Source organism: Rhodococcus sp. 27YEA15, assembly GCF_049739425.1.
Classification (GTDB): Bacteria; Actinomycetota; Actinomycetes; order Mycobacteriales; family Mycobacteriaceae; genus Rhodococcus_F.
Genome location: NZ_JBMHHW010000001.1, coordinates 3,781,546 through 3,807,920 on the forward strand (window position 1 = coordinate 3,781,546; position 26,375 = coordinate 3,807,920).

The 26,375-nt window shown below is 63.5% G+C and carries 24 protein-coding genes; 13 read left to right on the forward strand and 11 right to left on the reverse strand.

Features of this window, described 5'->3' with window-relative positions:
• Nucleotide 1 precedes the first annotated feature (1 nt).
• The 6 genes from ABH922_RS17605 (at nucleotide 2) to atzF (ending at nucleotide 9,184) form a co-directional block, all read left to right on the forward strand.
• On the forward strand, nucleotides 2–703 hold the full coding sequence (locus tag ABH922_RS17605) for a GntR family transcriptional regulator (RefSeq protein ID WP_424808133.1): 702 nt from the start codon (nucleotides 2–4) through the stop codon (nucleotides 701–703).
• A gap of 99 nt (nucleotides 704–802) precedes the next feature.
• Entirely contained in the window at nucleotides 803–1,792 is a 990-nt protein-coding gene (locus ABH922_RS17610) for an LLM class flavin-dependent oxidoreductase (protein WP_424808134.1), read from the forward strand.
• A 10-nt stretch (nucleotides 1,793–1,802) separates the two neighbouring features.
• Nucleotides 1,803–2,981: an MFS transporter gene (locus ABH922_RS17615; RefSeq protein ID WP_424808135.1), complete on the forward strand. Its 1,179-nt coding sequence runs from the start codon at nucleotides 1,803–1,805 to the stop codon at nucleotides 2,979–2,981.
• 137 nt (nucleotides 2,982–3,118) lie between these two features.
• Nucleotides 3,119–3,697: a carboxymuconolactone decarboxylase family protein gene (locus ABH922_RS17620; RefSeq protein WP_424808136.1), complete on the forward strand. Its 579-nt coding sequence runs from the start codon at nucleotides 3,119–3,121 to the stop codon at nucleotides 3,695–3,697.
• A 178-nt stretch (nucleotides 3,698–3,875) separates the two neighbouring features.
• Nucleotides 3,876–7,472: an urea carboxylase gene (gene uca / locus ABH922_RS17625; RefSeq protein ID WP_424808137.1), complete on the forward strand. Its 3,597-nt coding sequence runs from the start codon at nucleotides 3,876–3,878 to the stop codon at nucleotides 7,470–7,472.
• A complete protein-coding gene (atzF, locus tag ABH922_RS17630) occupies nucleotides 7,469–9,184 on the forward strand; it encodes an allophanate hydrolase (RefSeq protein WP_424808138.1) in 1,716 nt (571 codons plus the stop codon). The genes uca and atzF overlap by 4 nt, the downstream gene beginning before the upstream one ends.
• A gap of 52 nt (nucleotides 9,185–9,236) precedes the next feature.
• Here atzF and ABH922_RS17635 read toward each other — a convergent pair whose 3' ends face one another.
• Nucleotides 9,237–10,082 carry an SDR family oxidoreductase gene (locus ABH922_RS17635; protein WP_424808139.1) on the reverse strand — a complete coding sequence of 282 codons (846 nt, stop codon included), beginning with the start codon at nucleotides 10,080–10,082 and terminating at the stop codon, nucleotides 9,237–9,239.
• A gap of 118 nt (nucleotides 10,083–10,200) precedes the next feature.
• On the opposite strand from ABH922_RS17635, the gene ABH922_RS17640 reads away from it, so the two are divergent.
• Nucleotides 10,201–10,650 (forward strand): winged helix-turn-helix transcriptional regulator, encoded by a 450-nt coding sequence (locus ABH922_RS17640; protein ID WP_424808140.1) that lies wholly within the window; start codon nucleotides 10,201–10,203, stop codon nucleotides 10,648–10,650.
• Between the two features lie 5 nt (nucleotides 10,651–10,655).
• Here the strand turns inward: ABH922_RS17640 and ABH922_RS17645 are convergent, their stop codons facing one another.
• From ABH922_RS17645 to ABH922_RS17675, 7 genes are all read right to left on the reverse strand, one after another.
• Nucleotides 10,656–12,008 (reverse strand): hypothetical protein, encoded by a 1,353-nt coding sequence (locus ABH922_RS17645; protein ID WP_424808141.1) that lies wholly within the window; start codon nucleotides 12,006–12,008, stop codon nucleotides 10,656–10,658.
• Complete coding sequence (locus tag ABH922_RS17650; protein WP_424808142.1) at nucleotides 12,005–12,589, reverse strand: signal peptidase I; 585 nt, start codon at nucleotides 12,587–12,589, stop codon at nucleotides 12,005–12,007. The genes ABH922_RS17645 and ABH922_RS17650 overlap by 4 nt, the downstream gene beginning before the upstream one ends.
• Nucleotides 12,589–13,209 carry a hypothetical protein gene (locus ABH922_RS17655; RefSeq protein WP_424808143.1) on the reverse strand — a complete coding sequence of 207 codons (621 nt, stop codon included), beginning with the start codon at nucleotides 13,207–13,209 and terminating at the stop codon, nucleotides 12,589–12,591. Before ABH922_RS17655 ends, ABH922_RS17650 begins: the two co-directional genes overlap by 1 nt.
• Before the next feature lie 7 nt (nucleotides 13,210–13,216).
• Nucleotides 13,217–13,882, reverse strand: a complete 666-nt coding sequence (locus tag ABH922_RS17660; RefSeq protein WP_424808144.1) for a SipW-dependent-type signal peptide-containing protein — start codon at nucleotides 13,880–13,882, stop codon at nucleotides 13,217–13,219.
• A 204-nt stretch (nucleotides 13,883–14,086) separates the two neighbouring features.
• Nucleotides 14,087–15,082 (reverse strand): iron-siderophore ABC transporter substrate-binding protein, encoded by a 996-nt coding sequence (locus ABH922_RS17665; RefSeq protein ID WP_424808145.1) that lies wholly within the window; start codon nucleotides 15,080–15,082, stop codon nucleotides 14,087–14,089.
• A gap of 178 nt (nucleotides 15,083–15,260) precedes the next feature.
• Nucleotides 15,261–16,664, reverse strand: coding sequence for a dihydrolipoyl dehydrogenase (gene lpdA, locus ABH922_RS17670; protein WP_424808146.1), 1,404 nt, complete (start codon nucleotides 16,662–16,664; stop codon nucleotides 15,261–15,263).
• 49 nt (nucleotides 16,665–16,713) lie between these two features.
• Complete coding sequence (locus ABH922_RS17675) at nucleotides 16,714–17,700, reverse strand: dipeptidase (protein ID WP_424808147.1); 987 nt, start codon at nucleotides 17,698–17,700, stop codon at nucleotides 16,714–16,716.
• Between the two features lie 242 nt (nucleotides 17,701–17,942).
• On the opposite strand from ABH922_RS17675, the gene ABH922_RS17680 reads away from it, so the two are divergent.
• Nucleotides 17,943–18,992, forward strand: coding sequence for an alpha/beta hydrolase (locus tag ABH922_RS17680; protein ID WP_424808148.1), 1,050 nt, complete (start codon nucleotides 17,943–17,945; stop codon nucleotides 18,990–18,992).
• Nucleotides 18,993–19,095: 103 nt separating this feature from the next.
• On the forward strand, nucleotides 19,096–21,147 hold the full coding sequence (locus ABH922_RS17685) for a prolyl oligopeptidase family serine peptidase (protein ID WP_424808149.1): 2,052 nt from the start codon (nucleotides 19,096–19,098) through the stop codon (nucleotides 21,145–21,147).
• Nucleotides 21,148–21,151: 4 nt separating this feature from the next.
• On the opposite strand, the gene ABH922_RS17690 is transcribed toward ABH922_RS17685, so the two are convergent.
• From ABH922_RS17690 to ppk2, 3 genes are read right to left on the reverse strand one after another with little or no spacing between them, the layout of a single operon-like run.
• Nucleotides 21,152–21,985 carry an alpha/beta fold hydrolase gene (locus ABH922_RS17690; RefSeq protein WP_424808150.1) on the reverse strand — a complete coding sequence of 278 codons (834 nt, stop codon included), beginning with the start codon at nucleotides 21,983–21,985 and terminating at the stop codon, nucleotides 21,152–21,154.
• 10 nt (nucleotides 21,986–21,995) lie between these two features.
• Nucleotides 21,996–22,913: a serine/threonine-protein kinase gene (locus ABH922_RS17695; RefSeq protein WP_424808151.1), complete on the reverse strand. Its 918-nt coding sequence runs from the start codon at nucleotides 22,911–22,913 to the stop codon at nucleotides 21,996–21,998.
• A gap of 39 nt (nucleotides 22,914–22,952) precedes the next feature.
• The gene (gene ppk2 / locus ABH922_RS17700) at nucleotides 22,953–23,867 is read right to left on the reverse strand and encodes a polyphosphate kinase 2 (protein WP_424808152.1); all 915 of its coding nucleotides are present in this window, start codon (nucleotides 23,865–23,867) and stop codon (nucleotides 22,953–22,955) included.
• A gap of 143 nt (nucleotides 23,868–24,010) precedes the next feature.
• Between ppk2 and ABH922_RS17705 the strand changes: the two genes are divergently transcribed.
• From ABH922_RS17705 to ABH922_RS17720, 4 genes are all read left to right on the forward strand, one after another.
• Nucleotides 24,011–24,214, forward strand: coding sequence for a PspC domain-containing protein (locus ABH922_RS17705; RefSeq protein WP_424808153.1), 204 nt, complete (start codon nucleotides 24,011–24,013; stop codon nucleotides 24,212–24,214).
• Nucleotides 24,211–24,534, forward strand: a complete 324-nt coding sequence (locus ABH922_RS17710; protein ID WP_424808154.1) for a DUF4288 domain-containing protein — start codon at nucleotides 24,211–24,213, stop codon at nucleotides 24,532–24,534. Before ABH922_RS17705 ends, ABH922_RS17710 begins: the two co-directional genes overlap by 4 nt.
• A 208-nt stretch (nucleotides 24,535–24,742) precedes the next feature.
• Entirely contained in the window at nucleotides 24,743–25,093 is a 351-nt protein-coding gene (locus ABH922_RS17715; protein WP_424808155.1) for a DoxX family protein, read from the forward strand.
• Between the two features lie 261 nt (nucleotides 25,094–25,354).
• A complete protein-coding gene (locus ABH922_RS17720) occupies nucleotides 25,355–26,197 on the forward strand; it encodes a DUF559 domain-containing protein (protein ID WP_424808156.1) in 843 nt (280 codons plus the stop codon).
• Nucleotides 26,198–26,375 lie beyond the last annotated feature (178 nt).

Sequence of the window (26,375 nt, forward strand, 5' to 3'; positions counted from 1 at the left end):
GATGAGCACCCGAGCACCCAGGGACGAATCCCTCCGCGAGCAGGTCTACCTGGCGATCCGCGCCGATCTGATGTCCGGACGCATCGCACCCGACGAAAGACTGGGCGAAGAACGACTGGCACAAGCCCACGGCGTCTCCCGAACCCCGGTGCGGGAGGCTCTCGCCCGCCTGCAAGCGGACGGCCTCGTCCAACGCGACCAGAACGGCTTGTATCCGTATCGCCCGCGACTCGACGAACTCGGTGGGCTGTACGAATTGCGGATCCTTCTGGAATCGAGCGGGATTCGGCGAGTTCTCGACGGTTCGGCACCGGTTCACGATCGTGACGTCCTGGGACCGGAGCTGGACAGTTGGTACTCCCTTCGTAAGCAGATGCCCGATCCGGACGCCGGTTTCGTCTCCTTGGACGAACGTTTTCACACCGCCTTGCTCGCCGCGTCCGGTAATCCGGCGCTCGTCGATGCACTGGTGACCGTCAACGCCAAGGTCAGGCCCGTACGGATGTTCGACTACCTCACCCCGGATCGGATGAAGGCAACAGTGGACGAGCACATCGACGTCGCCGAACTCGTACTCGACGACCGACTGTCCGAAGCTCACGACGCTCTGCTCGCCCACATCGGCGAATCCCGGACCGTCGTTCTCGAACGCGCCCAGCAGGCCCTGTCGATGGCGGCGATGGCGAGTGCTGTCCGGCGTTGACCGGCGCAGCACTCGGGGCCTGACGGAAATATCGGCGGGTGCGCAGGGGTTGCAGAGTTCAGCGGTACCTCTGCACGCGCGCTCAGAAAGGCTCCACCCATGGCTGTCCCCCTGTCCATTCTCGACCTCGCACACATCGGGCCCGACGAAACCGCGAAAGACAGCTTCGACGCCAGTGTGACCCTGGCTCAGCGCGCCGAGAAGTGGGGCTACCGTCGTATCTGGTACGCCGAGCACCACAACATGAAGAGCATCGCCAGCTCTGCCACCAGCGTCCTGATCGGCCACGTAGCGGCGCACACCGATACGATTCGGCTCGGGGCGGGCGGCATCATGCTCCCCAACCACGCGCCGCTGACCATTGCCGAACAATTCGGCACTCTCGAATCCCTCCACCCCGGCCGTATCGATCTCGGGCTCGGTCGAGCCCCCGGCAGTGACCAGAAGACAATGCAGGCGCTACGACGCGATCCGAGCTCGGCGGACAGCTTCCCCCAGGATGTGCTGGAATTGCAGGGCTATCTGGGTGAGACGTCCCGAATTCCCGGAATCGCCGCCGTTCCCGGCACCGGAACCAACGTCCCGCTCTACATCCTCGGGTCGTCCCTCTTCGGTGCGAAACTGGCCGCCATGCTCGGTCTGCCGTACGCCTTTGCCTCGCACTTCGCCCCCAACGCCCTGCACGATGCGGTGTCGATCTACCGGCGTGAGTTCACGCCGTCCGCGCAGCTCGCCGAACCCTACGTGATCGCAGGCGTCAATGTCATCGCCGCCGAGACCACCGAGCAGGCGCAGGAGGAATTCCTACAGTCCAAGCGCGCACGCGTGAGCTTGCTTCTCGGACGTGGACGCACCTTCACCGACGACGAAGCGGACATGCTGCTCGACTCCCCTGCCGGTCAGCAAGTGCTGCAGATGGCGAAGTACAGCGCCATCGGCACCCCGACCGAGGTGCGCGCCTACCTGGACGAATTCACCGAGTTCGCCCAGGCGGACGAACTGATCACCGTCTCGACCGGAACCAACCGTGAAGCCTGGTTGCGTACCTTCGAGCTGGTTGCCGGCGTCAGCGATCTGGTGCCCGCCTAGGCTGCAAGCCATGGGCGATCCATCCCGTCGCGGGTACCTCTCGGTTCTGGCCGTACTGCTCTCGACGGGGTGGGCAGCCAATCATTTCGCATCCCTGATCCCGGTGCTCCGGGTCGAGGAGAACCTGTCCCACGCCGTACTCGACGGGGTCTTCGGGATCTACGCACTCGGGCTGCTACCCGGACTCCTGGCAGGCGGCACACTCTCGGACCGCACCGGTCGCGCCGCCGTCGTGCTACCCGGTGCCCTCGTCGCATCGATCGGCACGCTCGTCCTGTTGGTGTGGCACGACGCAGCGGGACTGTTGGTCGGCAGACTCGTGGTCGGTATCGGAGCAGGTCTGACAATCGGCGCAGGCACCGCATGGGCGGCTGATCTGCGCGGAAAATCCGGCACCGTCACAGCCGGCGTGGTGCTCACCTCCGGTTTCGCTCTGGGGCCGGTGTTCTCCGGGATAGCTGCGCAGTTCCTGGCGTTTCCGCTCGCCACACCATTTGTCGTCTCGGCCGTGCTGTCGGTGATATCGGTGGGCGCAGCTGCCCGCTGGAGCACCTCGCCGACACCTACCGCAGGCGACGCCGTCGTACCGGATCCGACCGACGCGAGGCGATCGGTCGGATCTGCCCTGAGTTGGGCTCTGCCGCTGGCACCGTGGGTGTTCGCCAGCGCAACGGTGGCGTTCGTGACCATGACCGCACGCCTCGGTGACCGATTCTCCGGGCCTCTGCTTCCCGGTGTAGGCGCTGCTCTCACGTTGGGCGCAGGCATCGCTGTTCAGTTCGCCGCCCGGCGCCGCAACTGGGGGCCGCAGGCAGGCGTAGTCGGTGCCGCGGCCGCCGCACTGGGCTACTGCCTCGCGGCGATCGGCGGCGCTCATCCCCGGCTCGAATTGTTCGTCGTCTGCACACTCGTTCTCGGCGTCGCGTACGGATTGTGCCTGCGCGAAGGCCTGCTCGACCTCGAGTCACTCGCTCCCGCCGCCAGACGGGGAACCCTGACGGGCATCTTCTACGTGGGTACCTACCTCGGTTTCGGGTTGCCGCTACTCCTGGTGGTACTCGAACCGATCGTCGGTCCCTCGGTTCCGCTGTTGGCACTGGCCGTGGTGGCAGGCGGCGCCGCCGCTACTCGCATGGTGCGGCTGCGGCGCCATCCGCCTGGTGACATCGCCCATCCCCGCCTCGTCTGATCTCCGTGTTAGCGTCGGGTGATCCATCGAGGCCGTGTGACCTCAGGGCCGTGTGACCTCAGGGCCGTGTGACCTCAGGGCCGTGTGACCTCAGGGGCCGTGTGACCTCAGGGGCCGTGCAAGGGACGGGGAGCAGCATGACCGAGAGCAGTAACCACACGGCCGACGATCGTGGTGCACGGACAACTCCCCGAATCCCCACCGGCCGATTGAAGGAACTCGGTCCGGTCAACTGGGTGATCTGGCGCATCCTCTCCAAGGCCGCCGGCGCCCCGGACGCCCACCTGTTCAGCACCCTCGGCCGTACCGGCGGATTGTTTCGCGGCTGGCTGCACTACTCCGGTTCCCTGATGCCCGGCGGCAAGATCTCGCGTCACGAAACCGAAATGATCATCCTGCGCGTGGCACACCTTCGAGAATGCGCCTACGAATTCGACCACCACACCCGCCTCGGACGCCGCGCGGGCATCGACGCCGCGGAGCTGGCACAGATCATCTCGGGCCCTGCCGACGCCGGCTGGAACAGTCGCCGTCGCGCGATTCTCACCGCAGTGGACGAGCTGGTCACCACCAAGGACCTCACCGATTCGACGTGGGCACAGCTCGCCGCACATTTCGACGCTCGACGCCTGATCGAATTCACCCTGCTGGTCGCACAGTACGACTCCCTCGCCACCACTATCGGGACGCTCCGGGTTCAACGCGACTTCCCGTGAACCAGTTCACCGTGAGTTGTTACTAACGCACCATTTACCAGGCGCAACGTCCACGAAACACCACCTCCCTAGCGTATACAGCTACGTCCACAGCGCTGAATACGCACTTCCGGCCGTGCACGCGCACTGTCGTGAGGTATCGGTCGGCCCGCATCGTCCACGACCGAAGGGCACACCGTTGACCAGTCTTTCCTTCGACACCGTCCTTGTCGCCAACCGAGGCGAAATAGCCTGCCGCATCATCCGTTCCGCACAGCAGATGGGTTTGAGAACAGTCGCCGTGTACTCCGACGCCGATGCGGCGTCGATGCACGTCGCCATGGCCGACGTCGCTGTCCGCCTCGGTGGTCCCGCGCCACAAGATTCGTACCTGCGCGCCGACGCCGTGATCGCCGCCGCACTGCGCCACGGAGCGGGCGCCATCCACCCCGGTTACGGGTTTCTGTCCGAGAACGAGAGCTTCGCCGCCGCCGCCGAAGCCGCCGGGATCGCATTCGTCGGGCCCACCCCCGAACAACTCCGGGTATTCGGCAACAAACACACAGCCCGCGAAGCCGCACTGTCCGTGGGAGTTCCGTTGCTGCGTGGTTCCGGGCTACTCGACACCGTCGAGGCAGCGCTCAATGCCGCCGACGACATCGGGTACCCCGTCATGCTCAAGGCCGTCGGCGGCGGTGGCGGAATCGGCATGCAAGCCTGCCATGACGCCACCGACCTACGCGGCGCCTACGATCGCGTACGACGGCTGGCCGCAGCCAATTTCGACTCGGCCGGGGTATTCCTCGAACGCCTCGTCACCCGTGCCCGCCACATCGAGGTACAGATCTTCGGCGACGGACTGGGGCGAACCCTCAGCCTCGGTACTCGCGACTGCTCCCTTCAGCGTCGCAACCAGAAGGTGATCGAAGAGGCACCGGCACCGGGGCTGAGCGGCGAACTCGTCGAACTTCTTCTCTCGTCGTCTCGGCAGCTGGCCGGATCGGTGGACTACCGCTCCGCGGGCACCGTCGAATTCGTCTACGACGTGGACCGCGGCGAAGCGTCGTTCCTGGAGATGAACACCCGCCTGCAGGTCGAACACCCGGTCACGGAGGAAATCACCGGTGTCGATTTGGTGGCGTGGATGCTGCGACTGGCAGGCGGTGACCGTTCGATGCTCACGGCGCTGCCCGACGGCGGGCCGCCGATCTCGGGCCACGCCGTCGAAGCCCGCGTCTACGCGGAGGACCCCGGCGTGAACTACCGGCCGAGCGCAGGCCGACTGACCAGCGTCGAGTTTCCGGCCCACACCCGCGTCGAGACCTGGGTGGAGCCGGGCACGGAGGTGAGCGCACACTACGATCCGATGCTCGCCAAGGTCATCGTCTCGTCCGTCACCCGCACCGGCGCTTTCGCCGCTCTCGGCGACGCGCTGGAGGACACTCGCCTGTACGGAATCCAGACCAATCTGCCGCAACTGCGTCGTGTGAGCAGCGCACCGGAAGTGATCCGAGCCGAGCACACCACGACGACGCTGGCAGGTATCCGCACCACCGGCAGGCGGATGGACGTGATCCGGCCGGGGACCATGACCACCATCCAGGACTACCCCGGCCGCCAGGGCCTGTGGGAGGTGGGTATTCCGCCGTCGGGGCCGATGGACGACCTGTCGTTCCAACTCGTGAACGCTGCCGTGGGCAATTCGCCCGGCGCACCGGGCCTCGAATGCACCATGCACGGACCGCAACTCGAGTTCTCCGATCCCACCGTAGTCTGTGTGGGCGGCGCACCGGCGACCGTCACGGTGAACGGCGAACCGATCCCGATGTGGGAACCGATCGAGATACCCGAACACGGGATACTCGACATCGGGGCACCGCGCGACGCCGGCCTACGCACCTACCTCGCCGTCCGCGGCGGAATCAATACACCTACCTACCAAGGCAGTTCGTCGACCTTCACCCTGGGCGGCTTCGGTGGAGTGACCGGGCGAGCCCTGACCACCGGAGATGTTCTGGGACTGTACGGCGATACCGGACATCTGGCACCACCGACGCCCGTCTCGGTCGAACTTCGCCCTGAACTGACCCACACCTGGCACCTTGCCGTCACCGAAGGCCCACAACCGGCGCCCGCCTACTTCACCGACGAGGACATGGCTCAGTTCTACGACACGACCTGGTCCGTGCAGTCACACGCCAATCGCACCGGAATTCGACTCGACGGACCCAAACCCGTCTGGTCCCGTAGCGACGGCGGCGACGCCGGCCTGCACCCGTCGAATCTGCATGACAACCCGTACAGCGTAGGGGCACTCAACGTCTCGGGCGACACCCCGATCTTGCTCGGACCCGACGGCCCCAGCCTCGGCGGGTTCGCCTGCCCGTTGACGGTGACCACCGCGAACCGCTGGAAGCTCGGCCAGATCCGCCCCGGCGACAAGGTCAGGTTCATTCCCGTCACCGATACCGGCGCCGATGCCCTGCGAGCGTCCGATTCGGTTCGAGCGCTCGCGATGCCGCCGATCTCCTTACGCTCCAACACTTCCGACGGAGGTATCCTGAGCCGACGAGATCAACTTCTGGATCGGCCCGCCGTCGTGTACCTGCGCGGCGGCGACGACAACATCCTGGTCGAGTACGGTGCCATGGATCTCGATCTCGGCCTACGAATGCGCGTCCACGCCCTGTCCAGCGCACTCGTCGAGCGAGCGTTGCCCGGCCTGATCGACCTCACCCCCGGTGTCCGATCACTGCACCTGCACTTCGATCCCGACGTGCTGCCCGCACGGACTCTCCTGGCCGCTCTCGAGGACATCGAAGAGCTCCTGCCCGCCACCGACAAGCTGGTCGTTCCCAGTCGCACCGTCACCCTGCCGATGTCCTTCGACGACCCCTCCATTGCCGAGGCCATCGACCGGTACCGCAGCGGCGTCCGCGACCAAGCCCCGTGGCTGCCGTCGAACATAGAATTCATCCGCCGCGTCAACGGTCTCGACTCGATCGACGACGTCCGCAAGGCGGTATTCGACGCCCAGTACCTGGTCCTCGGATTGGGCGATGTGTATCTGGGTGCGCCCCTTGCTGTTCCGCTCGATCCGCGACACCGTCTGATGACGACGAAGTACAATCCGGCCCGCACCTGGACACCCGCCGACGCCGTCGGCATCGGTGGAAAATACCTCTGCGTCTACGGCATGGAATCACCGGGCGGCTATCAACTGATCGGCCGGACGATACCGATCTGGTCGAGCTACCGAAAAACCGGGAACCCTTGGTTGTTCCGATTCTTCGACCGGATCACCTGGGAGCCCGTCACCGCCGACGAGCTCACACACTACCGGGCCGAAGCACGTGCCGGACGATATGCCCCGGCCGTGAGCAACGGCACATTCGCTCTCGCCGACCACCTGAAATTCCTCGCCGACAATGCCGCCTCGATCGACGTCTTCGACGCCCGTCAACGTGAAGCGTTCGACGTGGAGAAACAAGCCTGGCGAGCTTCCGGTGAATTCGATCGAACCGAACCCGAGCCGCCGGCCGCGCTGACCGCCACAATCGCCGACATTCCCGACGGCGCCACCGTCATTCACGCACCGATGGTCGGCAACGTCTGGCGCGTCGAAGTCGAGACCGGACAGATGGTGACCGCCGGACAGGACGCGGTCATCCTCGAAGCGATGAAACTCGAGATGCCGGTGACCTTCGGCGCCGCCGGTAAAGTCCTCGACATCCTCGTCTCCCCTGGCTCGAAGGTCGAACCGGGTACCCCTCTCGTCGTGATCGGAGCAGAATGAGCATCGGCAGCGCCCTCGAATCCTTGACCCCTACCGCGCGCGTCGAATCCGCCTACGAGCGCATCGGCGCCGTCGACCGGCCCGAAGTGTGGATCACCCTGCGCGCAAAGGACGACGTCCTCGCCGACGCGGCAAACGTGGAACGACGCCTTGCCGCCGGGGAACACCTCCCCCTGGCCGGTCTCCTGGTTGCGGTCAAGGACAACGTCGACGTCGCAGGCCTTCCCACCACGGCCGCCTGCCCGGAGTTCGCGTTCACCCCGCAGGCCACGGCCGCCGCCGTGACACGATTGACCGAGCACGGCGCCCTGATCCTCGGCAAGACGAACCTGGATCAGTTCGCCACCGGACTCGTCGGCACCCGCAGCCCGTACGGAGCCGTACGCTGCGCGTGGGACGAGACACTGATCTCGGGTGGTTCCAGTTCCGGATCCGCCGTCGCCGTGGCGCTCGGAATCGCCGATATCGGAATCGGTACGGACACAGCAGGTTCCGGTCGTGTTCCGGCAGCATTTCACGGACTCTACGGACTGAAACTGACCCTCGGGATAATTCCGGTCCACGGAGTGCTGCCCGCCTGTGTCGACTACGACGCGCTCACTGTCTTCGCCACCGACTTGGCTACTGCCACTACGGCCGCAGCAGTGATGAGCGGTCCGGACACCCGTGATCCGCGCAGTCGAACCTGGCCGTCCGACGTGCGCCTGGCCGCATCACCCACACCGCGAGTGGCGGTACCGCGGCCCGAAGATCTGACCGATCTCTCCCCGTCGTACCTGGCCGCATTCAACGAGACGGTGACCGGGCTGGAGGCCGACGGCGTCGATGTGCAGACCGTCGACATCTCCGGACTCCTCGACGCCGCCCGCCTGCTCTACGACGGTGCCGTGGTCGCGCAGCGGTATGCGGCCATGGGAGAGTTCCTCGAATCAGATCCTGCCGGAGCCGACCCCACGGTCTCTGCCATCGTGCTCGGAGCGAAGGCACCCACCGGATATCAACTGGTCCGCGACCTCGACGCACTCACCCACGCCAAGGCGGCGGCCACTGCCTTGCTGGCCGACGTCGACGCACTCCTACTCCCCACCACCACCGAGCATCCCAGCCTGGCCGCAGTGCAGGACGATCCAATCGGTGTCAACCGGAGACTGGGTACCTTCACCAACTTCTGCAATCTTCTCGACATGGCAGCCGTTGCAGCTCCTGGACGAGCCACGCCGGACGGTCACCCCTTCGGGGTCATGTTCGTGGTACCGGCCTTTCACGACCAGGTAGCGATCGATCTGGCCGCCGGACTCGCCGGCCTTCCGGCACCGCAATTGATCTCGGCTGGAATCGAACTCGCGGTATTCGGGGCGCACCTGCGTGGGCAGCCCCTCAACGCGCAACTGTCCGATCTGGGAGCCCGCTACGTCGAGGACATCGTCACCACCAACGCCTACCGGCTCTACGCCCTCGACACCGTTCCACCCAAGCCCGGCCTGGTGCGGCGAGGCGACGGCCTCGGCGCATCGATCGTCGGTGAAATCTTCAGAATCTCACCGGCCGGGCTCGGGGTCTTCCTCGCCGCACTACCCGCACCGATGGCCTTGACGAGCATCGAATTATCCGACGGCAGAACGGTAGTGGGATTCAGTTGCACCCATGACGCCGTCGACGGTGCGGCAGATATCACCGGCTACGGCGGCTGGGTGGCCTACACGCGGAGCTGAGCCCGTACGCGCCTTTCTGGTACTGCGCGGTACCAGAAAGGCGCACAGGGAACTAGTTCAATACGTCGGCAAATCGGGTACTGCTGCGGCCGATCAGTTTCTGCAGATCACCGGACTCGGTGTCCAAAGCGCCCTTGGCAATTCCGGCATCGGAATCGGCGAGGATCTGTGCAACCGGCGCCGGAAGTCCGGCACCTTCCAGAATCCCTTCGTAGGCCTTCTCGTCGACGAACTGGTAGACGACCGGCTTGCCCGCGAATTCGCTGATCTGCGCGGCCAACTCGGTGTACGTGAGCCTTTCGTCACCACCCAACTCGTAGATTGCACCGTCGTGACCGTCGGTCGTGGCGACTACCGCAGCAGCCTCGGCATAGTCCACACGCGCTGCGGCTGCGATTTTTCCGTCGCCACCCGCGCCGACCACCACGGCACGCTCGATCGTTCCGGCAAGGTCGGCGGTGAAGTTCTCCCAGTACCAACCATTTCGCAAAAACGCGAACGGAATTCCGCTTTCGGCGATGAGATCCTCGGTCGCCTTGTGTTCGGCCGCCAACTTCAACGGGGTGTGCTGAGCGTCCAAAATGCTGGTGTAGGCGATGAATCCGACACCGGCTGCCTTGGCCGCGGTGACGATGTTGGTGTGTTGCGGAAGCCGCGACCCCACTTCGCTGCCCGAGATCAGGATCAGCCTGTCGACGCCGACAAGTGCCGCTTCCAACGCAGCGACATCACCGTAGTCGGCCTCTTTGACATCGACGCCGTTCGCCGCGAGGTCGGCAGCCTTCTGCGGATTACGCACTACGGCGACGATGTCCGCGGCGGGCGTTCCTCTGTCGATCAGCGCTTCCACGACGTGCCGTCCGAGGTTCCCGGTTGCGCCCGTTACTGCGATGCTCATGTGAACTCCCAATCCAAGTTGAAGCGTAAACCCTGACTGTCATCATCATGCACTTATTTTTCGTAAGCGCAATACTTAGAATTAGCACTTCTTCTTCATGGGGCAGTACCGTGAAGGTATGACCAGCCCTGATACACCTGCACACGGTGTCGAATCGACCAGCGATCCGGCCACGGTGGACCCGACCTTGGAAGCTGACGTGTTCGCCCGTGGTTGTTACTCGCGGGCAGCCCTACAGAACGCAACCGGCCGCTGGGGCGCACTCGCGCTGGCAGCACTGAACGAAGGGCCGTACAGATTCAATGCCCTCCGTCGACGCGTCGACGGAGTCAGTGAACGGATGCTGTCCCAGACCCTGCAAGCATTGGAACGAGATGGACTCGTATGCCGCGACGTCCTCGAAACCATTCCACCGAAGGTGGAATACAGCCTGAGCACACTGGGGAGTTCCGTTGCTCTGCGGATCGCCGCGCTGATCGAACTACTCGAATCAGAAATGCCGACGATCATCGCGTCGCGAGAATCCTACGACGCCCGCACCACACCGCACGTCCCCGCCGGCCGATAGGCCGCTCACCCACGGACAACCGATCTGATCCGCACCGTCTCGGTGACACCGTCGAGAGTGAGCGTCACTGATTGCATGGGATCTCGGCTTGCCGCAACAAGTTCCGGACCGGCTACTGTGCCGGCAACGGCGTCCGCACATGACACCGGCACCTCGCCCGTGTACCCGGTACCGCCTTCCACTACACACTCGAGACCGTCGACGGTGGTGAAGCCCGTGATATCGCCCGGTGGCACCGCTTCTCGACTTGTGGTGGTCGTTGCCGTAGTACTGGGCGGCGTGCCGGAGGTGGTGGTTGGCCGGCTCGATGCCGGAGTGGTCACGGTAGTCCCGGTGACCGCGGGCTCCGCCGTCGTCGTCTCGACGGATCCGGGTTCAGCCGGCGTGGGCTCAGTCGTTGCCGCAGCCGTCGTGGTCTCGGGCGCTCGAGTATCAGCACCGCGTTCCACACCGAACGCTACCGGCAGGCTCAAGGGCGTGGACGGGTAAACCGACGTACCAAGCCCACATTGTGCAGTCACCAGGTTCAGCGCCACCCGGGTTTCGCCGAGCACCGCGGCACCGAGCGGCCTGTAGGGCTGCACCGTGAAGGTCACCGTCAACGTGCTTTGAACCGACGTCGCAGTCACCGTCCGTGTACTCACCAATCTGACGTTGCTGTAACGCATGTGGATCAGACCGAGGATGGCCTCACTCGAATCTGCCCCGTTTGTTGTTGCCGACGCACCTTCACCTGGTTGCGGGATCACCACTTCGCTCGTACCAACAGTGATTCTGCCTGAAGGGCTGCTCGCAGCAACCGTCGTCGGCTGACCCGGTCCACACAGCGCGGCCGCCGTGATAGCTGAATCAATCTTGACCATAGTCGAATTGACCACTCCCAGACCGAGCAGACCCAGTAGATGAATCGAGACCGTCATCGAATTCATCGTGGCAGTGGCGTCGCTGTCCGACGTCGTAGTCGGGCGGCATCGTTCGGAGTCTGGTTGCCCCGGCGAAAAAGCTGCACACGTGGAGACCGATCCGGTACGAGAAAACGCGTTGACCGTGAGAATCGGAACGACCGACAGATCCGTTGTCGTCGAAGATTTTCCGATCGTGTTCCGAGTAGAAGTTCCTTCGATCCACGATTGACTCAGCAGCGGAAGAGAAATTCCACCGGTCGCCGTGATGAGACCTCCGGCCGACCGACCGTATCCGCTGGTCGGCCAGGACCCCGTCGCCACCGACCCGCCAACGTACTCCGAATCGGTCCACGCCGCTTCAGTTTCCGTCACGAGTGGCCGCGCCGACCAGCTGACGAACACCAACAACACGGCCGTGAGCGCGATCAGCGCGGAGGATCGACGTCTGGTCACAGCTGCTCGCGCCCCTGGTTCGCCACCACCGGAATCGGTTCGGTGATCGGTTCGTCAGGATCTCCGCCATCCGGGTTTCGTGGCCAGAACACCGCCACCACCAGAGCCGACATGGCAACTGTGATGAGTCCCAGCACAACAGGATTGGAGAAGTACACGATTACCCGGGCGAGGCCGGGAACGTGCCAGAGTACCTTGCGGACCTCGGTGACCTCGTACGGCGCAGGATCGGGTTGTGGGTTGTCGTCACCTTTGAGGTCGAGGACCGTCACTCCGTCACTCCTGCTCTCGACGGAGACCACCCGATGGGTGACCGGCAGCTCCCCTGGCCCACGATTGACCGTCACCACCTCACCTACCCGGACAGTGTCGGCGGGCACCGCCCGAACCACTGCCAGCGAACCGGTGGGAATGGTCGGTGACATGGATCCGGTCTTGAACATGACGAGTGTGATGTTGAAAGCGAACGCGCAGATCACCAGGCCGATACAGACGATTCCGCCGAGAGCCAGGATCTGGAGCACCCCGTCGCCGACACGGGAGGTGAACGAACGTCTCGGCGCCGGATTTTTTTCGGTCATCACACTCCTCCGGAGATGGCGACGAACTGCCATGTCGGTGTAGCCACCTTGCTGATCAACGCCGAGTTGGACCAGTTCGCCTGGGTGTTCGGGAGACTGACTTCGAAGCACAACGGCACCGCAGCCCCCGGAGAATCACCGCCGGTGGGCAGGATGACCGCCCCTGCAAGGGATCCTGTGGTGAGAGTGGCAGGGCCTGCACTCCCCACCACGAATTGAGGTGTGCCGTTAAATGCCATGGCATTACAGGTCGCCGACTTGACGACTCGATACCTCAGCGCGCCGCCCAGTGCGGAATCCCCCGCCACGCTCGCCCCGTGGAGCGTCACCGATGCCTGTGACGCCTTCGCCACTGTACGTAGCGACACCGCCGCATAGCTGACGCCTCCTGGCCGAAAATTCGTCGCGGCAGGAGAATAGTCCAGAATCCCAGGATTGCTCGACGGATGCGATATCCAGTCGGTGCCGACTTTCGATTCGATTCCGAAAGGACTCGTCTGGAAGGACGTCGTACCGGCGACCGAGTCATGCCAGGCAGCGGCCACGGCACTCGCACTGATTCCCAGTACGAGTCCCGAGGCCGCCAAGGCGTAGATCTGACGTGCTCGACGAGTGGCCACGCAACGGTCAGCTGGACGTACCGGCGAACTGCCAGACCAACTCTCCCGTGGTCTGCCCTGACAACGTCACCGGATCCGCGTCTTCAGGCAGCGTGACCGCGAAGCACAAGTTGACGGCGGTCTGATCACCCGACAACAGGAGATCGTCTGTTGCCGAACCGACAGAGAGCGCGACCGGATTCGACGCGGTTCCCACCCAGGCGCTTGCGCCCGCGGCCGTCAAATCGCCTTGATTGCACTCCGATGCCGAAACCCCCTGGTAGACCGAGTAGCGAAGGGCCGCTGCGAGGTCGCCGGTCCCGCCGGTTGCCCCGAGCAACTGGACGTTTGCATTCGACCCGCTCGGGTCCGGGCCGATCCTCAGCGACACCGGTGCATGGACTGGGACTCCCGGCACGAGATCGAGCGGCTCGAGCGTGAACGAGAACACTCCGGCGTCGTCGGCAGTGGCGTACTCGTTCCACACCGGCGTTCCGGTATTACTGAAACTTCCCTGGATGTTCCAACTGGTAGTGGAAAACTCCGTTTTACCGAAGACGTTGTCGGACCACGCCGCCAAGGTCACAGCCGCACCGATTCCGAGTACCAACCCGCCGGCAAGAAGTGCCCGTATCTTGCGCTTGTTCGTCTCCTTACGGCCCGCACTTGCCGATGTTCCCGGGTCATTGCTCATCTGCGATCTCGATTCGTCATTGAAAAGAAAAGATGGGATAGATGCGCAATTAAACCCCACTTTTCATACCAAATGTCCGGAATGCGAATATTAACGCAAGCCGAAATCGGATGGAGGCCCGAGGGACCTCCATCCGAGATGCCTCGCCGCGACACCGAAATCGTTTCTGGCAGAAAGTGTTCAATGAGCGAACACGAGAAACACCTATCCCGTCAACTTGTCCGACAACTGAGCGATGAACTCGTCGAACGCATAGGGAACGCTCAACACCGTGGGCGCCGAAGTAGCCATCGCGTAGTCCATCCCGACCAGGCGCACAATGCGATCGTTCTTGACGGCAGTCAGGTTCGCGAACGGTCCGATCGCAGCCAGCTTGTCGAGATTCGTGCCGTCGGCGTCGACGAGGATGAACACGTCGGCGTCCAACGTGTCCACCGATTCCATACCGACGGTCACCGAACTGTCACCGGAAGCACACGCTGCCCGCACACCGGGCGAGACCGTGATCCCCAGCTGACCCAACAGTCGAATACGCGGATCGTTGTCGCAGAACACGATGATCCCGTCGTCGATCCGCATGCCGTATGTCGCAGTCTTACCTGCGAACGTCGGATTAGCCGCTGCTTGCCGCTCGAAATACGCTCCGGTGTCGTCGATCAACCGCTGAGCGCGTGCCGGCTGCCCGAGGGCCGCACCGATCATGCTCATCTGCGTGTCCCACGCGGTGTCCCACGGCCCGTCCGGGAAAGCGACCGTCGGAGCGATGTCGCTCAGACGGTTGTACTCGGGCTCGTCGATACCCGAGTACACAGCGAGGATCACGTCGGGGTCGAGAGCGAGGATCTGTTCGAACGGAACATCGGGGTTCGACGAGAGCACGACCGGCTTCACACCGTTCAGGCGTGCCGCATCCCAGGGCAGAATGTTGTCCTCGATGCCGTCGCCGGTGTACTTCTCCATTGCGACCGGCACCTTGTCCAGAGCTATCACCGCATCCTGGCTGCTCCACCCGAGGGTCACGATGCGCATCGGTTCGGAGTCGATGGTGGTCGACCCGAATGCGTGGTCGACGGTCACGGGGAAGGCCCCGGCCTCGGCCGAGCCGGTCGAGGCGATGTCGGAGTCAGAGTCCGTAGAGCCACTACAGGCGGTAAGCGTCAGTGCGGCACACGCCACAAGCAATGCATAACGAGTTTTCACGTGAGTCCTTCGGAAGCCGGATGATCAACTCGCGACGCTATTGCCTGACGTGCCGGAATCCGGTCTCGAAGGCGCGACTTGGCCGGTTTGCAACACACCTTGACACGAAAAACCCCTGTGCGTCTTTCCGGTAGTACGGACTGTCGGAAAGACGCACAGGGGCCGCAGGTCCTGCTCTCTAGAAGTTGATCATGTGGCCGGCGAGGCCATGGATCGCTTCTTGCAGCGCTTCGCTGAGTGTCGGGTGGGTGTGAACGTTACGAGCAAGCTCGTTGACCGTCAGATCCCACTTCTGAGCCAGGGTCAGCTCGGGCAGCAGCTCCGAGACATCCGGTCCGATGAGATGACCGCCGAGCAGTTCGCCGTACTTCTTGTCCGCGATCAACTTCACGAAACCGGTCGGGTCGCCCAGACCGTGCGCCTTGCCGTTGGCAGCGAACGGGAAGTTCGCAACCTTCACGTCGTAGCCCTCCGCAATGGCCTGCTCTTCGGTCAAACCGAAGGACGCGACCTGCGGCTGGCAGAACGTCGCCCGCGGCATCATCCGGTAGTCACCGAGCGTCTGCGTCTCCGCACCGCCGATGGTCTCTGCGGCAACAACACCCTGAGCCTCCGCGACATGCGCGAGCTGCAGCTTGGCCGTCACATCGCCGATGGCGAAGATGTTCGGAACATTGGTGCGCATGTAGTCGTCGATCGCGATGGCACCACGATCGGTCAACGCGACACCGGTGTTCTCGAGACCGAAGCCCTCAACTCGCGGCGCGAAACCGACGGACTGCAGAACCTTGTCCACCACCACGGTCTCGATCGCACCGGACTTGTTGTCCTTGATCGAGACGCTCACCTTGGAGCCGTCGTCGTCGATCGACTGCACGGCCGCACCTGTCTTGATGGTCACGCCGAGCTTCTTGTACGCCTTCGCGATTTCCTTGGACACGTCCGCGTCCTCGTTGGGCAGCGCCCGGTCGAGGTACTCGACGATCGTGACGTCGACGCCGTAGTTCTTCAGGACGTACCCGAACTCCATACCGATCGCGCCCGCGCCGACGATCAGGATCGATCCCGGCAGGTCACGAGTGAGGATCTGTTCCTCGTACGTGACGACGTTCTCGCTCAGCGACGTGCCCGACAGCAGGCGCGTGTACGAACCCGTTGCGATGATCGCGTTGTCGAACGTGATCGTCTCGCTACCACCCTTGCTCAACTCCACCGAGATGGAGTTGGCGTCGACGAACGTGCCCTTGCCGTCGAATTCGGTGATCTTGTTCTTCTTCATCAAGAAATGAATGCCCTTGACCCGCCCGTCCGCTACCTTACGGCTGCGATCGAAAGCGGAACCGAAATCGAAGGACACGTCTCCGGAGATACCGAACGTCTTCGCTTCCTTGGTGAACAAGTGCGCAAGCTCGGCATTGCGGAGCAGCGCCTTGGACGGGATGCAGCCGACATTCAGGCACACACCGCCCCAGTACTTCTGCTCGATGATGGCGGTGCTCAATCCCAGTTGTGCCGCGCGGATAGCAGCGACATACCCACCAGGGCCGGCTCCGAGGACAACGACGTCATAGTGTGAGGTCACGATTCACCAGGGTAGTCCTGCGCCGTTTCGCTGTCCCGCCACGGTGGCATTACCCACCGGTAGCCCACACCTGAGAGGCGACCCGCGCGAAATTGCCGCCGTACACGGCCTCGATCGCCGACTCGTCGAAGCCACGTTCGCGCAGCACCCGATCCAGCGTGAGGACCTCTTCCGGGGGCGTCCACTGCAAGGGGCCCCACCGTGTGTACGCATCGGAGAAGGACGACGCGTGTCGCTCGAGTTCGACGAGAAAGTCCTGCTGATCGAAGGAGTAGTCCGATCCGATCCCCACGTGGTCGATGCCGATCAAGTCGACCGCTTCTTCGATGTGGTCGGCCATCGCTGACAGCCGCTCGGCATTTCCGTCGGGTTCGTTGACTCCGAGGAAGATGCCGACGCCGTTGATTCCGACAACGCCACCGGTGTCGGCGCAGGCCCGTGCTTGGTCGTCGGTGATGTTGCGGGGGTGGTCCCACAATCGACGAAGGTTCGAGTGGCTGTAGATCATGGGCCGCTCGGTGCGAGCAGACAGATCCAGCCCGGTCTGCGTCGAGCAGTGTGAGCCGTCGACGGTCATTCCGATCTGGTTCATCTCGGTGACCAGATCGCGCCCGTAATCGGTGAGGCCGGTGTCGTCACCGTCCAGGCATCCACCGCCGGCGGCATTGGCATGGTTGTAGGTCGGGAGCAGGGAGCGCACTCCCAGGTCGTAGAAGTAGGCGACGTTGTCCAAGTCGCCGCCCAACGGCGCGGAATCCTCCAGATCGAAAGCCAACGCGATTCCCCCGCCGCCTGTGACTTCACGCACATCGGTCATGGTGGCCACCGGTGTGACGTCCGGGAACTCGACACGAGCCTGCCAGGAGAAGCTCTTCGCGACCGCGGATGCAGCGGCTCGATCGTGTGGTGAATACCCGATGTTGACCGATACGTAGCTTCCGCCCGGTCGGCGATAGCGGAGCAGGTCGGCAATGGATGCGTTGGAACGCAGGGGTAGGCAGCAATGCTGCTCCCATAGTCGATATGTACTGTTCATCCGAAATTCCCCTCCCCGTTCAGCCCGGATAACGTGAACTGGTCATACGTTCAGCAGATCAGTGTATCCCTGGCTAATACCGCGCCGATCCTGTACAAATATCAGGAATCGCAAGCTCTACACGCAACGAGAACCTGAAACCTCGGAACTCTCGACTTTCGACCGAAGCCAACAGTAGTTGCCGGTCGGATCTGCCGCGGAGTTGCAGTCAAGCAGTCAACTAGGTGGAGGTTTAACAAGGTATGCGTGCTCGCTCATTCAAGCGCGGCAAGTTGGTCGCAGCTCTGGCAGCAATGGCCGTGGTGCCCATGCTGGTCAGCCCAGCCATCGCTTCAGCCGCCGGTGACACCTCCGGAGCCCGCACCAGCCCCGCGGCCGACACCTCGGGATCCCACCTCGTCAGCAGCACCAAGCAGACCGATCGCAAGGTCTCCATCTCGGTGTACTCGGCATCGATGGATCGCAACATCCCCCTCGAAGTCATCACCCCCGCCGACACCAGCGCACCCCGCCCGACGCTCTACCTCCTCAACGGAGCAGGCGGCGGCGAGGACTCCGCCACCTGGCAGCGCCGCACCGACGTGACCGAGTTCTTCGCGGACAAGAACGTCAACGTCGTCACCCCGCTCGAAGGCGCATTCAGCTACTACACCGACTGGATCAACGACGACCCGGCACTCGGCCGCCAGAAATGGCAGACGTTCCTGACCAAGGAACTTCCCCCGATCATCGACAAGCAGTTCGGCACCGACAAGGTCCAGTCCATCGCTGCGATCTCGATGACCGCCACCTCCGTCCTGAACCTCGCGATCGCCGCCCCCGGCCTCTACAAGAGCGCCGGCGCCTACAGCGGATGCGCCGAGACCAGCACCTCCGTCGGCCAGACGTCCATCGAACTCGTCGTCGGCATGCGCGGTAGCGCCGATATCACCAACATGTGGGGCCCGCTCGACGGTCCCGGCTGGGTGGAGAACGACCCGGTCGTCAACGCCGAAAAGCTCCGCGGCACCGAGCTCTACATCTCCAGCGGATCCGGTCTGCCCGGCCCCCACGACAACCTTGCCAATCCGATCATCGACGGCCAGGTCTCCGATCTCGCCAACCAGATCATCGTCGGCGGCGCCATCGAAGCAGCAGTCAACTACTGCACCCACAACCTCGCAAACCGCTTGAACGACCTGCAGATCCCGGCCACATTCGACTTCAAGCCCACCGGAACGCACTCCTGGGGCTACTGGCAGGACGACCTCCACAACTCCTGGCCACTGATCGCCCGCTCCATGAACATCTGAGCACCAGGAACATCTGAGAACACCTGATTCCGTGTCTCGACCCCGCCCCGGCTTCCCGGGAGCGGGGTCGAGCCCGTTCGGGGACAAACGGTAAGAATGACGCATGACTTCCGATCAGCAGTCCCCCACCGCCGACGATCCCTACCTGTGGCTCGAGGACGTCTCCGGCGAGAACGCCCTCGACTGGGTACGTGAGCACAACGCCGTCACCGAGAAGCGGCTCACCGCCGCAGACAGCTTCGACCAACTGCAAGAAGAGATCCGCGAAGTCCTCGACACCGACGCCCGCATCCCCTATGTCCGCCGCCGCGGCGAATATCTGTACAACTTCTGGCGAGACAGCACCAACGTACGCGGATTGTGGCGGCGCACCACCTTCGAGCAGTATCGCACCGACACCCCGCAATGGGATGTCCTCCTCGACCTCGACGCACTGGCCGACACCGAGGGCGAGAACTGGGTGTGGAAGGGCACCCAACTACTGCGACCCCACCGAACCAGAGCACTGATCAGCCTCTCGCGTGGTGGCGCCGACGCCGCAGTAGTTCGCGAATTCGATCTGGAGAAGCGAGAATTCGTGGATCCGGACGGCGAATACCCCGGCTTCTACCTGCCCGAAGCCAAGACCGACATCGACTGGATCGACATCGACACCGTCTACGTCGGCACCGACGTTGGCCCCGGTTCCCTCACCGATTCCGGGTATCCGCGGCTGGCCCAGCGGTGGAAGCGCGGCACCGCGATCGAGAGCGCGGACACCGTGTACGAGGGCGAGAGCAGCGATGTCGCGGTATCCGTATCCCATGATCCGACGCCCGGCTACGAGCGTGACTTCGTCACCCGCTCCGTCGACTTCTACCGTTCGCAGCATTTCGAGCTCACCACGACCGGCGAACTCGTCCTGGTGGCGGTTCCGGAAGATGCCGGCATCTCCATTCACCACGACTGGTTGTTGATCCGGACCAAATCGCCGTGGACCGTCGACGGAACCGAATATCCCACCGGCGCACTGCTGGCCGCCCGCTACGAGGACTTTCTCGCCGGGTCACGGACACTGACCGTGGTATTCGAACCCGACGCACATTCCTCGCTCGAGCATTACGTGTGGACGCGCGATCACCTGATCCTGGTCGTCCTCACCGACGTCCGCACCACCCTGCGTATCGTCACTCCCGGCGAGAACGATTGGGAAGATCGACCTTTCGACGGCCTTCCGGAGCTGACCAGCATCGACGTCCTCGACACGGACCCGGACGTCGGCAACGAGTACTTCCTCAATTCCAGCGGATACACCTCTCCCGCAACACTTCTGCACGGAGTGATCGGAGAATCCGCACCGTCTGTCCTCAAACAGGCTCCGGCGTTCTTCGACGCGGACGGCATCACCACCGAGCAGTTCTTCGCGACGTCCGACGACGGCACCCGGGTTCCGTATTTCGTGGTGCGAGCGTCGTCGAACGAGCCAGGCCCCACCCTGCTCTACGGGTACGGCGGATTCGAGATCTCCCTGACGCCGTCGTACAGCGGTTCGATCGGGCGGGCATGGCTCATCCGAGGTGGCACCTACGTCGTGGCGAACATCAGGGGCGGCGGCGAATACGGCCCGAGGTGGCACACCCAGGTACTCAAAGCCGGTAGGCACAAGGTGCACGAGGACTTCGCCGCCGTCGCCCGAGACCTCGTCGTACGGGGCATCACCACTCCGGAACTCCTTGCCGCACAGGGCGGTAGCAACGGCGGGCTACTCATGGGCATCATGCTCACCAAGTATCCCGAACTGTTCGGCGCCATCGTGTGCCAGGTGCCACTGCTGGACATGCGCCGCTTTCACCTACTACTGGCAGGCGCGTCGTGGGTGGCCGAATACGGCGACCCCGACAACCCCGAGGAGTGGGAGTTCATCTCCGAGTACTCGCCGTACCAGAATGTCGACGCGTCGACGTCGTACCCGCCGATCCTGATCGCGACATCCACCCGCGACGACCGCGTTCACCCGGCGCACGCCCGCAAGATGGCAGCGAGGTTGGAAGAGTTGGGTAAGCCGGTGCTGTACTTCGAGAACATCGAAGGCGGCCACGGCGGGGCAGCCGACAACGCCCAACTCGCGTACAAGACGGCGCTGACGTACGAGTTCCTGCGGCAACAGCTCCGCTGACGTTTCAGCGATCGCGCAGCCAGGCCACGACGCGCTCGGTCACCGCGGCGGGTTTCCGGATCCAGCCGTTGTGGCCGAGCGGCTCGTCGACATGTTGCAACGTCAGCTGTGCACCGGAAAGTTTGTTCACCAGGTTTTTCGCGGATCGTCGCGGTGCCATGTCGTCGGCCTCGACGGTCAACGACAGCACCGGCAGGGTCAAGCGTGCGATCCGCTCCTCGTAGTCGATGTCGGCACCGGCAGGTTCGATCCGGCCGGTCCGCGCGAACCTCGCCCAGTCGGAGATGAGCACCTTGGACTGACGGCCGAATCCGCCCAGGTTCGCCCGATCGCCCGGCCAGAACCCGGCGATGTTCGCGGTCACCGCCATCGCCGACGACCCCAGATACAAACCCGGTGACCGGACGCCGGGAAACCCCCGGTGATACGGCGACCCTGACGCAACCAGGATCAGCCCACCGAGACGGCCCCGAATCCTGGATGCGTACATCACTGCGAGCTGACCGCCCATACTGTGACCCATGAGGTACGGCGTACTCGTCGGAAACCGCTCGCGCACCACCTCGAACGTCGCCGGACAGTCCACCGACACCAATTCCTGATACCCGTACCTACTCGACGCGCTCGGGCGGGGCCTACTGTCGCCCTGGCCGCGCAATTCACCGACCGCGACGTTGAACCCGGCATCGACGATTGCGTGCGCTATCGGATCGTAGTACCCGGCCGGAATACCGAGACCGGGAAGAATCACCACGACCGGAGCGTCCTCGTTCGGGCCGGGAAACAACCGGATCGGCGTCACAGTGCTGTCGGGTAGTTGAATCGGTACGGTCTCCATCCGAATCAGACTAACCCCGATGTCTGGAGAACCGCCGGAACCGCGGACCCCTTCGTGCACCCGAGAATCGAGGCGGCGTGGTCGGCCAATCTTTCAGCGCAGCGGTCACCGCGTCACCGAGCGCCGTGCACGTCGCGTAGCGCTCGGCCGGATTCTTCGACAACGCAACCCGAACCACCTCGTCGAGTGCCACCGGTAACTCACCTCGACGCGCGGTCACCGAAGGTGGCGGTGAATGCAGTTGAGCATCGGCGGTGGACAGCGGATCGGAATGTGGGAACGGCGTCGTTCCGGTCAACAATTCAACCAAGACGCAGCCGAGTTCGTACACGTCGGTACGCGGAGTCAACGGTTCGACACACAGCAACTCCGGCGGCGTGTAGTGAATGGACGCCAACACCGATCCCTGTCGCGCCAACGGCACCGAATCGTCGACCAGACGAGCAATCCCCCAGTCCGACAACAGGACCTGCTCACCGTTATCGACGGCGGCTTCAGTGGAGATCAAGATATTGGCAGGCTTCACGTCGCGGTGCAGGATGCCTCGACGGTGGGCGTAGTCCAGGCCGTGCGCGACCGATCTGACGATACGTGCCGCCCTCATCGGATCCAACGGAATCTGACCACGCGCCACCAATCTGGCCGCGCTGTATCCCTCGACGTACCGCATCGCCATCCACAACTGTCCATCCACGTCGCCATGCGCGTCGACGGAGACGATGTTGGGATGGTCAAGGCCACAAGATATTTGAGCTTCGGCGACAAAACGAGTTCGCAGCCGCGGATCAGCGGACGACTCTGCGTCGAGCAACTTCACAGTGGCACGTTCGGATTCGCGGGAAGCAAGATACACCTCGCTCATCCCGCCTCGACCCAACAGACGTTCGATCCGGTAGCCGGCGAACTCTGTTCCCAGTTCAACAGCCACGGAAAAGTCCCCTCCGAAGTATCTCGGTGAACGCCCGACCTACTCGAGACTACCCACGATCAGCGGATCAGGCGTTCCCACGATCTCATGATCCTTGTTGTCGTAGTCGAACTGGCTGAGAACGTGACGCATCGCATTGATCCGAGCACGCTTCTTGTCGTTGCTCTTGATCACAGTCCACGGCGCGCTCGCGGTGTCGGTGAACCGGATCATCTCTTCCTTCGCCGCCGTGTACGCCTCCCACTTGTCGAGCGAGGCGATATCCATCGGCGAGAGCTTCCACTGCCGAACCGGATCGACCTGGCGAATCGCGAACCGCGTCCGCTGCTCGAGCGGCGAGACCGAGAACCAGAACTTGATCAAACTGATGCCGTCGTCGACGAGCATCTGCTCGAACAACGGCACCTGCCGCAGAAACCTCGAATGCTCGTCGTCACTGCAAAAGCCCATGACCCGCTCCACGCCGGCCCGGTTGTACCACGACCGATCGAACATCACCAGCTCACCAGCGGCCGGTAGATGCTGCACGTACCGCTGGAAGTACCACTGCGTCGACTCGCGCGCCGACGGCTTCTCCAGCGCCACCACCCGCGCGCCGCGAGGATTGAGATGCTCCATGAAGCGCTTGATGGTGCCGCCCTTCCCGGCCGCGTCACGGCCCTCGAACACGATCGCATGCCGAGCGCCCGTCTCCTTGGACCAGTTCTGCAACTTCAACAACTCGATCTGCAACAGCCGCTTGGCCATTTCGTACTCGTGACGCGTCATCCGCGCCTCGTACGGATAACCCTCGCGCCAGGTGTCGACCTCGAAGCCCTCCGGCGAAGTCAACAACACAGGGTCGTCGTCGTCACTGTCGTCGACGGTGAACGCAGCGGTGTCGGTCAGGTCGACTGCCGTCGCGATATCGGCGAATGCACTGAAGAACGGGCGGTGCTCTGCTAAATCGGTCACCGCCGAGAACTTAGTCACCTACAGCGACCAACCGGTGACGCCACGGTTAACTGTCGGGGCCGAGATCCTGTCGCGAGAAATCAGGGTACAGATGGGGGTGCTCACCGATGGTGCGTCGCGGTAGCGAGAACCACACTTGACCTATGACATTCGAAACCGACTCACCTCGTACCTTCCTCCGCTCGCGCAACAAGAAAATGCTTGCCGGCGTCTGCGGCGGCACCGCCGAATTCTTCGACGCCGACGTCAATCTCGTCCGCTTGCTCGCTGTCGTCGCCGTCCTGGCCACCGGCGGAACCGCAGCACTGGTCTACCTCGCGGCCTGGATGCTGGTGCCCTCGGAGTGAGGTGTTACTACGGACTGGCCGTCTTCACGCTGGGAAGTAACGACGCAACCTTCGACTTCTGTCGCGAAGACGCCTACCTGATCTGGGCCGACAACCTCGACGAAGCACACCGCACATTCGCCACGAAAGCGCACGAACAGGAATACGCGACCGGCACCTGCGACGATTTGTCGTACGTGAAGCTCGCCCACCTGGTCGATCTCGCCCTGGTGGACGATCTTCCCGGCTCGGGCACGATGGACCTGTATTCGAGACACTTTGCATCTCTGGAGACCTACCGGGAGTTCGAGATCCACCTGGGTGGCCGTCGTCCCTTCTGACCGCCTGAACCTGCTCGCCCCGAACTGCCGGATTCGACTCTCGTAGCCGAATGCACTTCTCGAGTCAGCGATTCGGACAAGCGCCGAAGCGACTACTTCCCCGGCCGGCGATCGAAGACTAGTCTCGAGGTCTACATCGGTCGCATCCCGAGCACCTTCGGTTCCGTCAGCGCCCGAATCCGCAAACACGATAGACGGGCCTGAGTCGATGTTCATCGCAACCATTGTGATTTCTCTGTTCCTGGCGGTTTCGCTTTCTTTCTCCGCTGTGGGGAAGCTGACCAAGAACCCCAAAGTCATCCCGATCATGGAACACGTCGGAGTTTCGCCCGACAAGATCGCGTGGTTGGCGTACATCGAAATCCTCGGCGCCGTCGGGTTGGTCGTCGGACTCTTCGCCTGGCCCGTCGGCGTCGCGGCAGCCCTCGGCGTCATCCTGTATTTCGCCGGTGCCGTCGTCGCCCATCTCCGTGTCAAGGACACCGCCGGAATCGGCCCGGCCGCCTTTCTGGCCGTCGTCGCAATTGTCACCTTCTTTTTACGAATTCTTTCCTCCTGACTGTTGCGGCCGTCTTGGCGACGCGCTGTCGCTCGAATACATCCGTCGACAGGCAGGCGCTGCTCCGGCAAATTCGGCCGCCACCCTCGAACCTCATCTCGCCACGACGGGGCTAGGACCGTGTAAGCCGGCAGAAAAGGCACTTCACCCGTCGCCCGCTTTGGGACCATGCATGAGACCGGTCGATCCACACGACCCTGCTGTATCCACAGACGCGCTCGGTGGCGATGGCAAGGACCGCACACGCGCAAGAGTGATCTCGTGGCGATTCACACGAGAACGCAACTACTTGCACAAGGAATGAGCGGCAGCTCCATCTCCCGAGCCGTCCGGTCTGGCAGACTTATCCGAATACTGCCGTCGATCTACTCCACGACGGAACCCGACTACTTCGATCTGTGCTCGGCGCTCGTGCTCTGGAAACCGGATGCGATCCTCAGCCACAGCACCGGGGCCTGGCTGTGGGGTCTACTCCCCCAACCGCAGAGCATCGTCGAGGCAACGGTCCCGCGCACCGCACAAATACGAGGACCGGACTGGGTCGTGCTGCATCGGCGCGAGACCCCCGCAACATCGCACCTGTCTCACGGGCTACCGGTGGTGCCGATAGAGCAATGCTTCGTCGACGCGGCGACGATGCTCACCCGGCCCGAACTGGAAGCGCTCTTCGACTCGGCGATTTCGACTCGAGTTGATTGGAAGGCGATAGCAAGACACTGCGAGAGCGTGAAAGGTATGCACGGGATACCCGCTGTGCGCGAACAACTTCGACTGTGCTGTCCACAAACTTTGTCGGAAGCCGAACGGGTGGTGGCGCGCGAGCTCTCCGCGCGTAACTTTCCACTCGAGATCAACGGTCACGTCGGCCGCTACTACGGTGATCTGATCTGCCGTCGCGGGCGGGTGATCGTCGAGATCGACGGCCGCGAATTCCATATCGATCCGGACGTGTTCGACCACGACCGGCGACGCCGGAATGCCCTGATCGACGCGGATTGGCGAATCCTGCGGTACTCCGCCGCGACAGCAACGGCTCACCTGGACATGGTGGTGGACGACATCATTCGCGTCGTACGCAAGCGGCGACGCAGTCGGCGGGCTTGAAACGCCACCTCACCCGGCCACCACCTAACCCAGCCGCAGCCGCACCCAAGCACCCGTACACATTCACATTCGGCCACCTAACCTCCACCCCGGTGCACACCCGCCCACCACAACCCACCCCGGCCGCACAAAAAAGCCGGCCCACCCCGCAAGGGGTGGGCCGGCTCAAAGGTGGAGC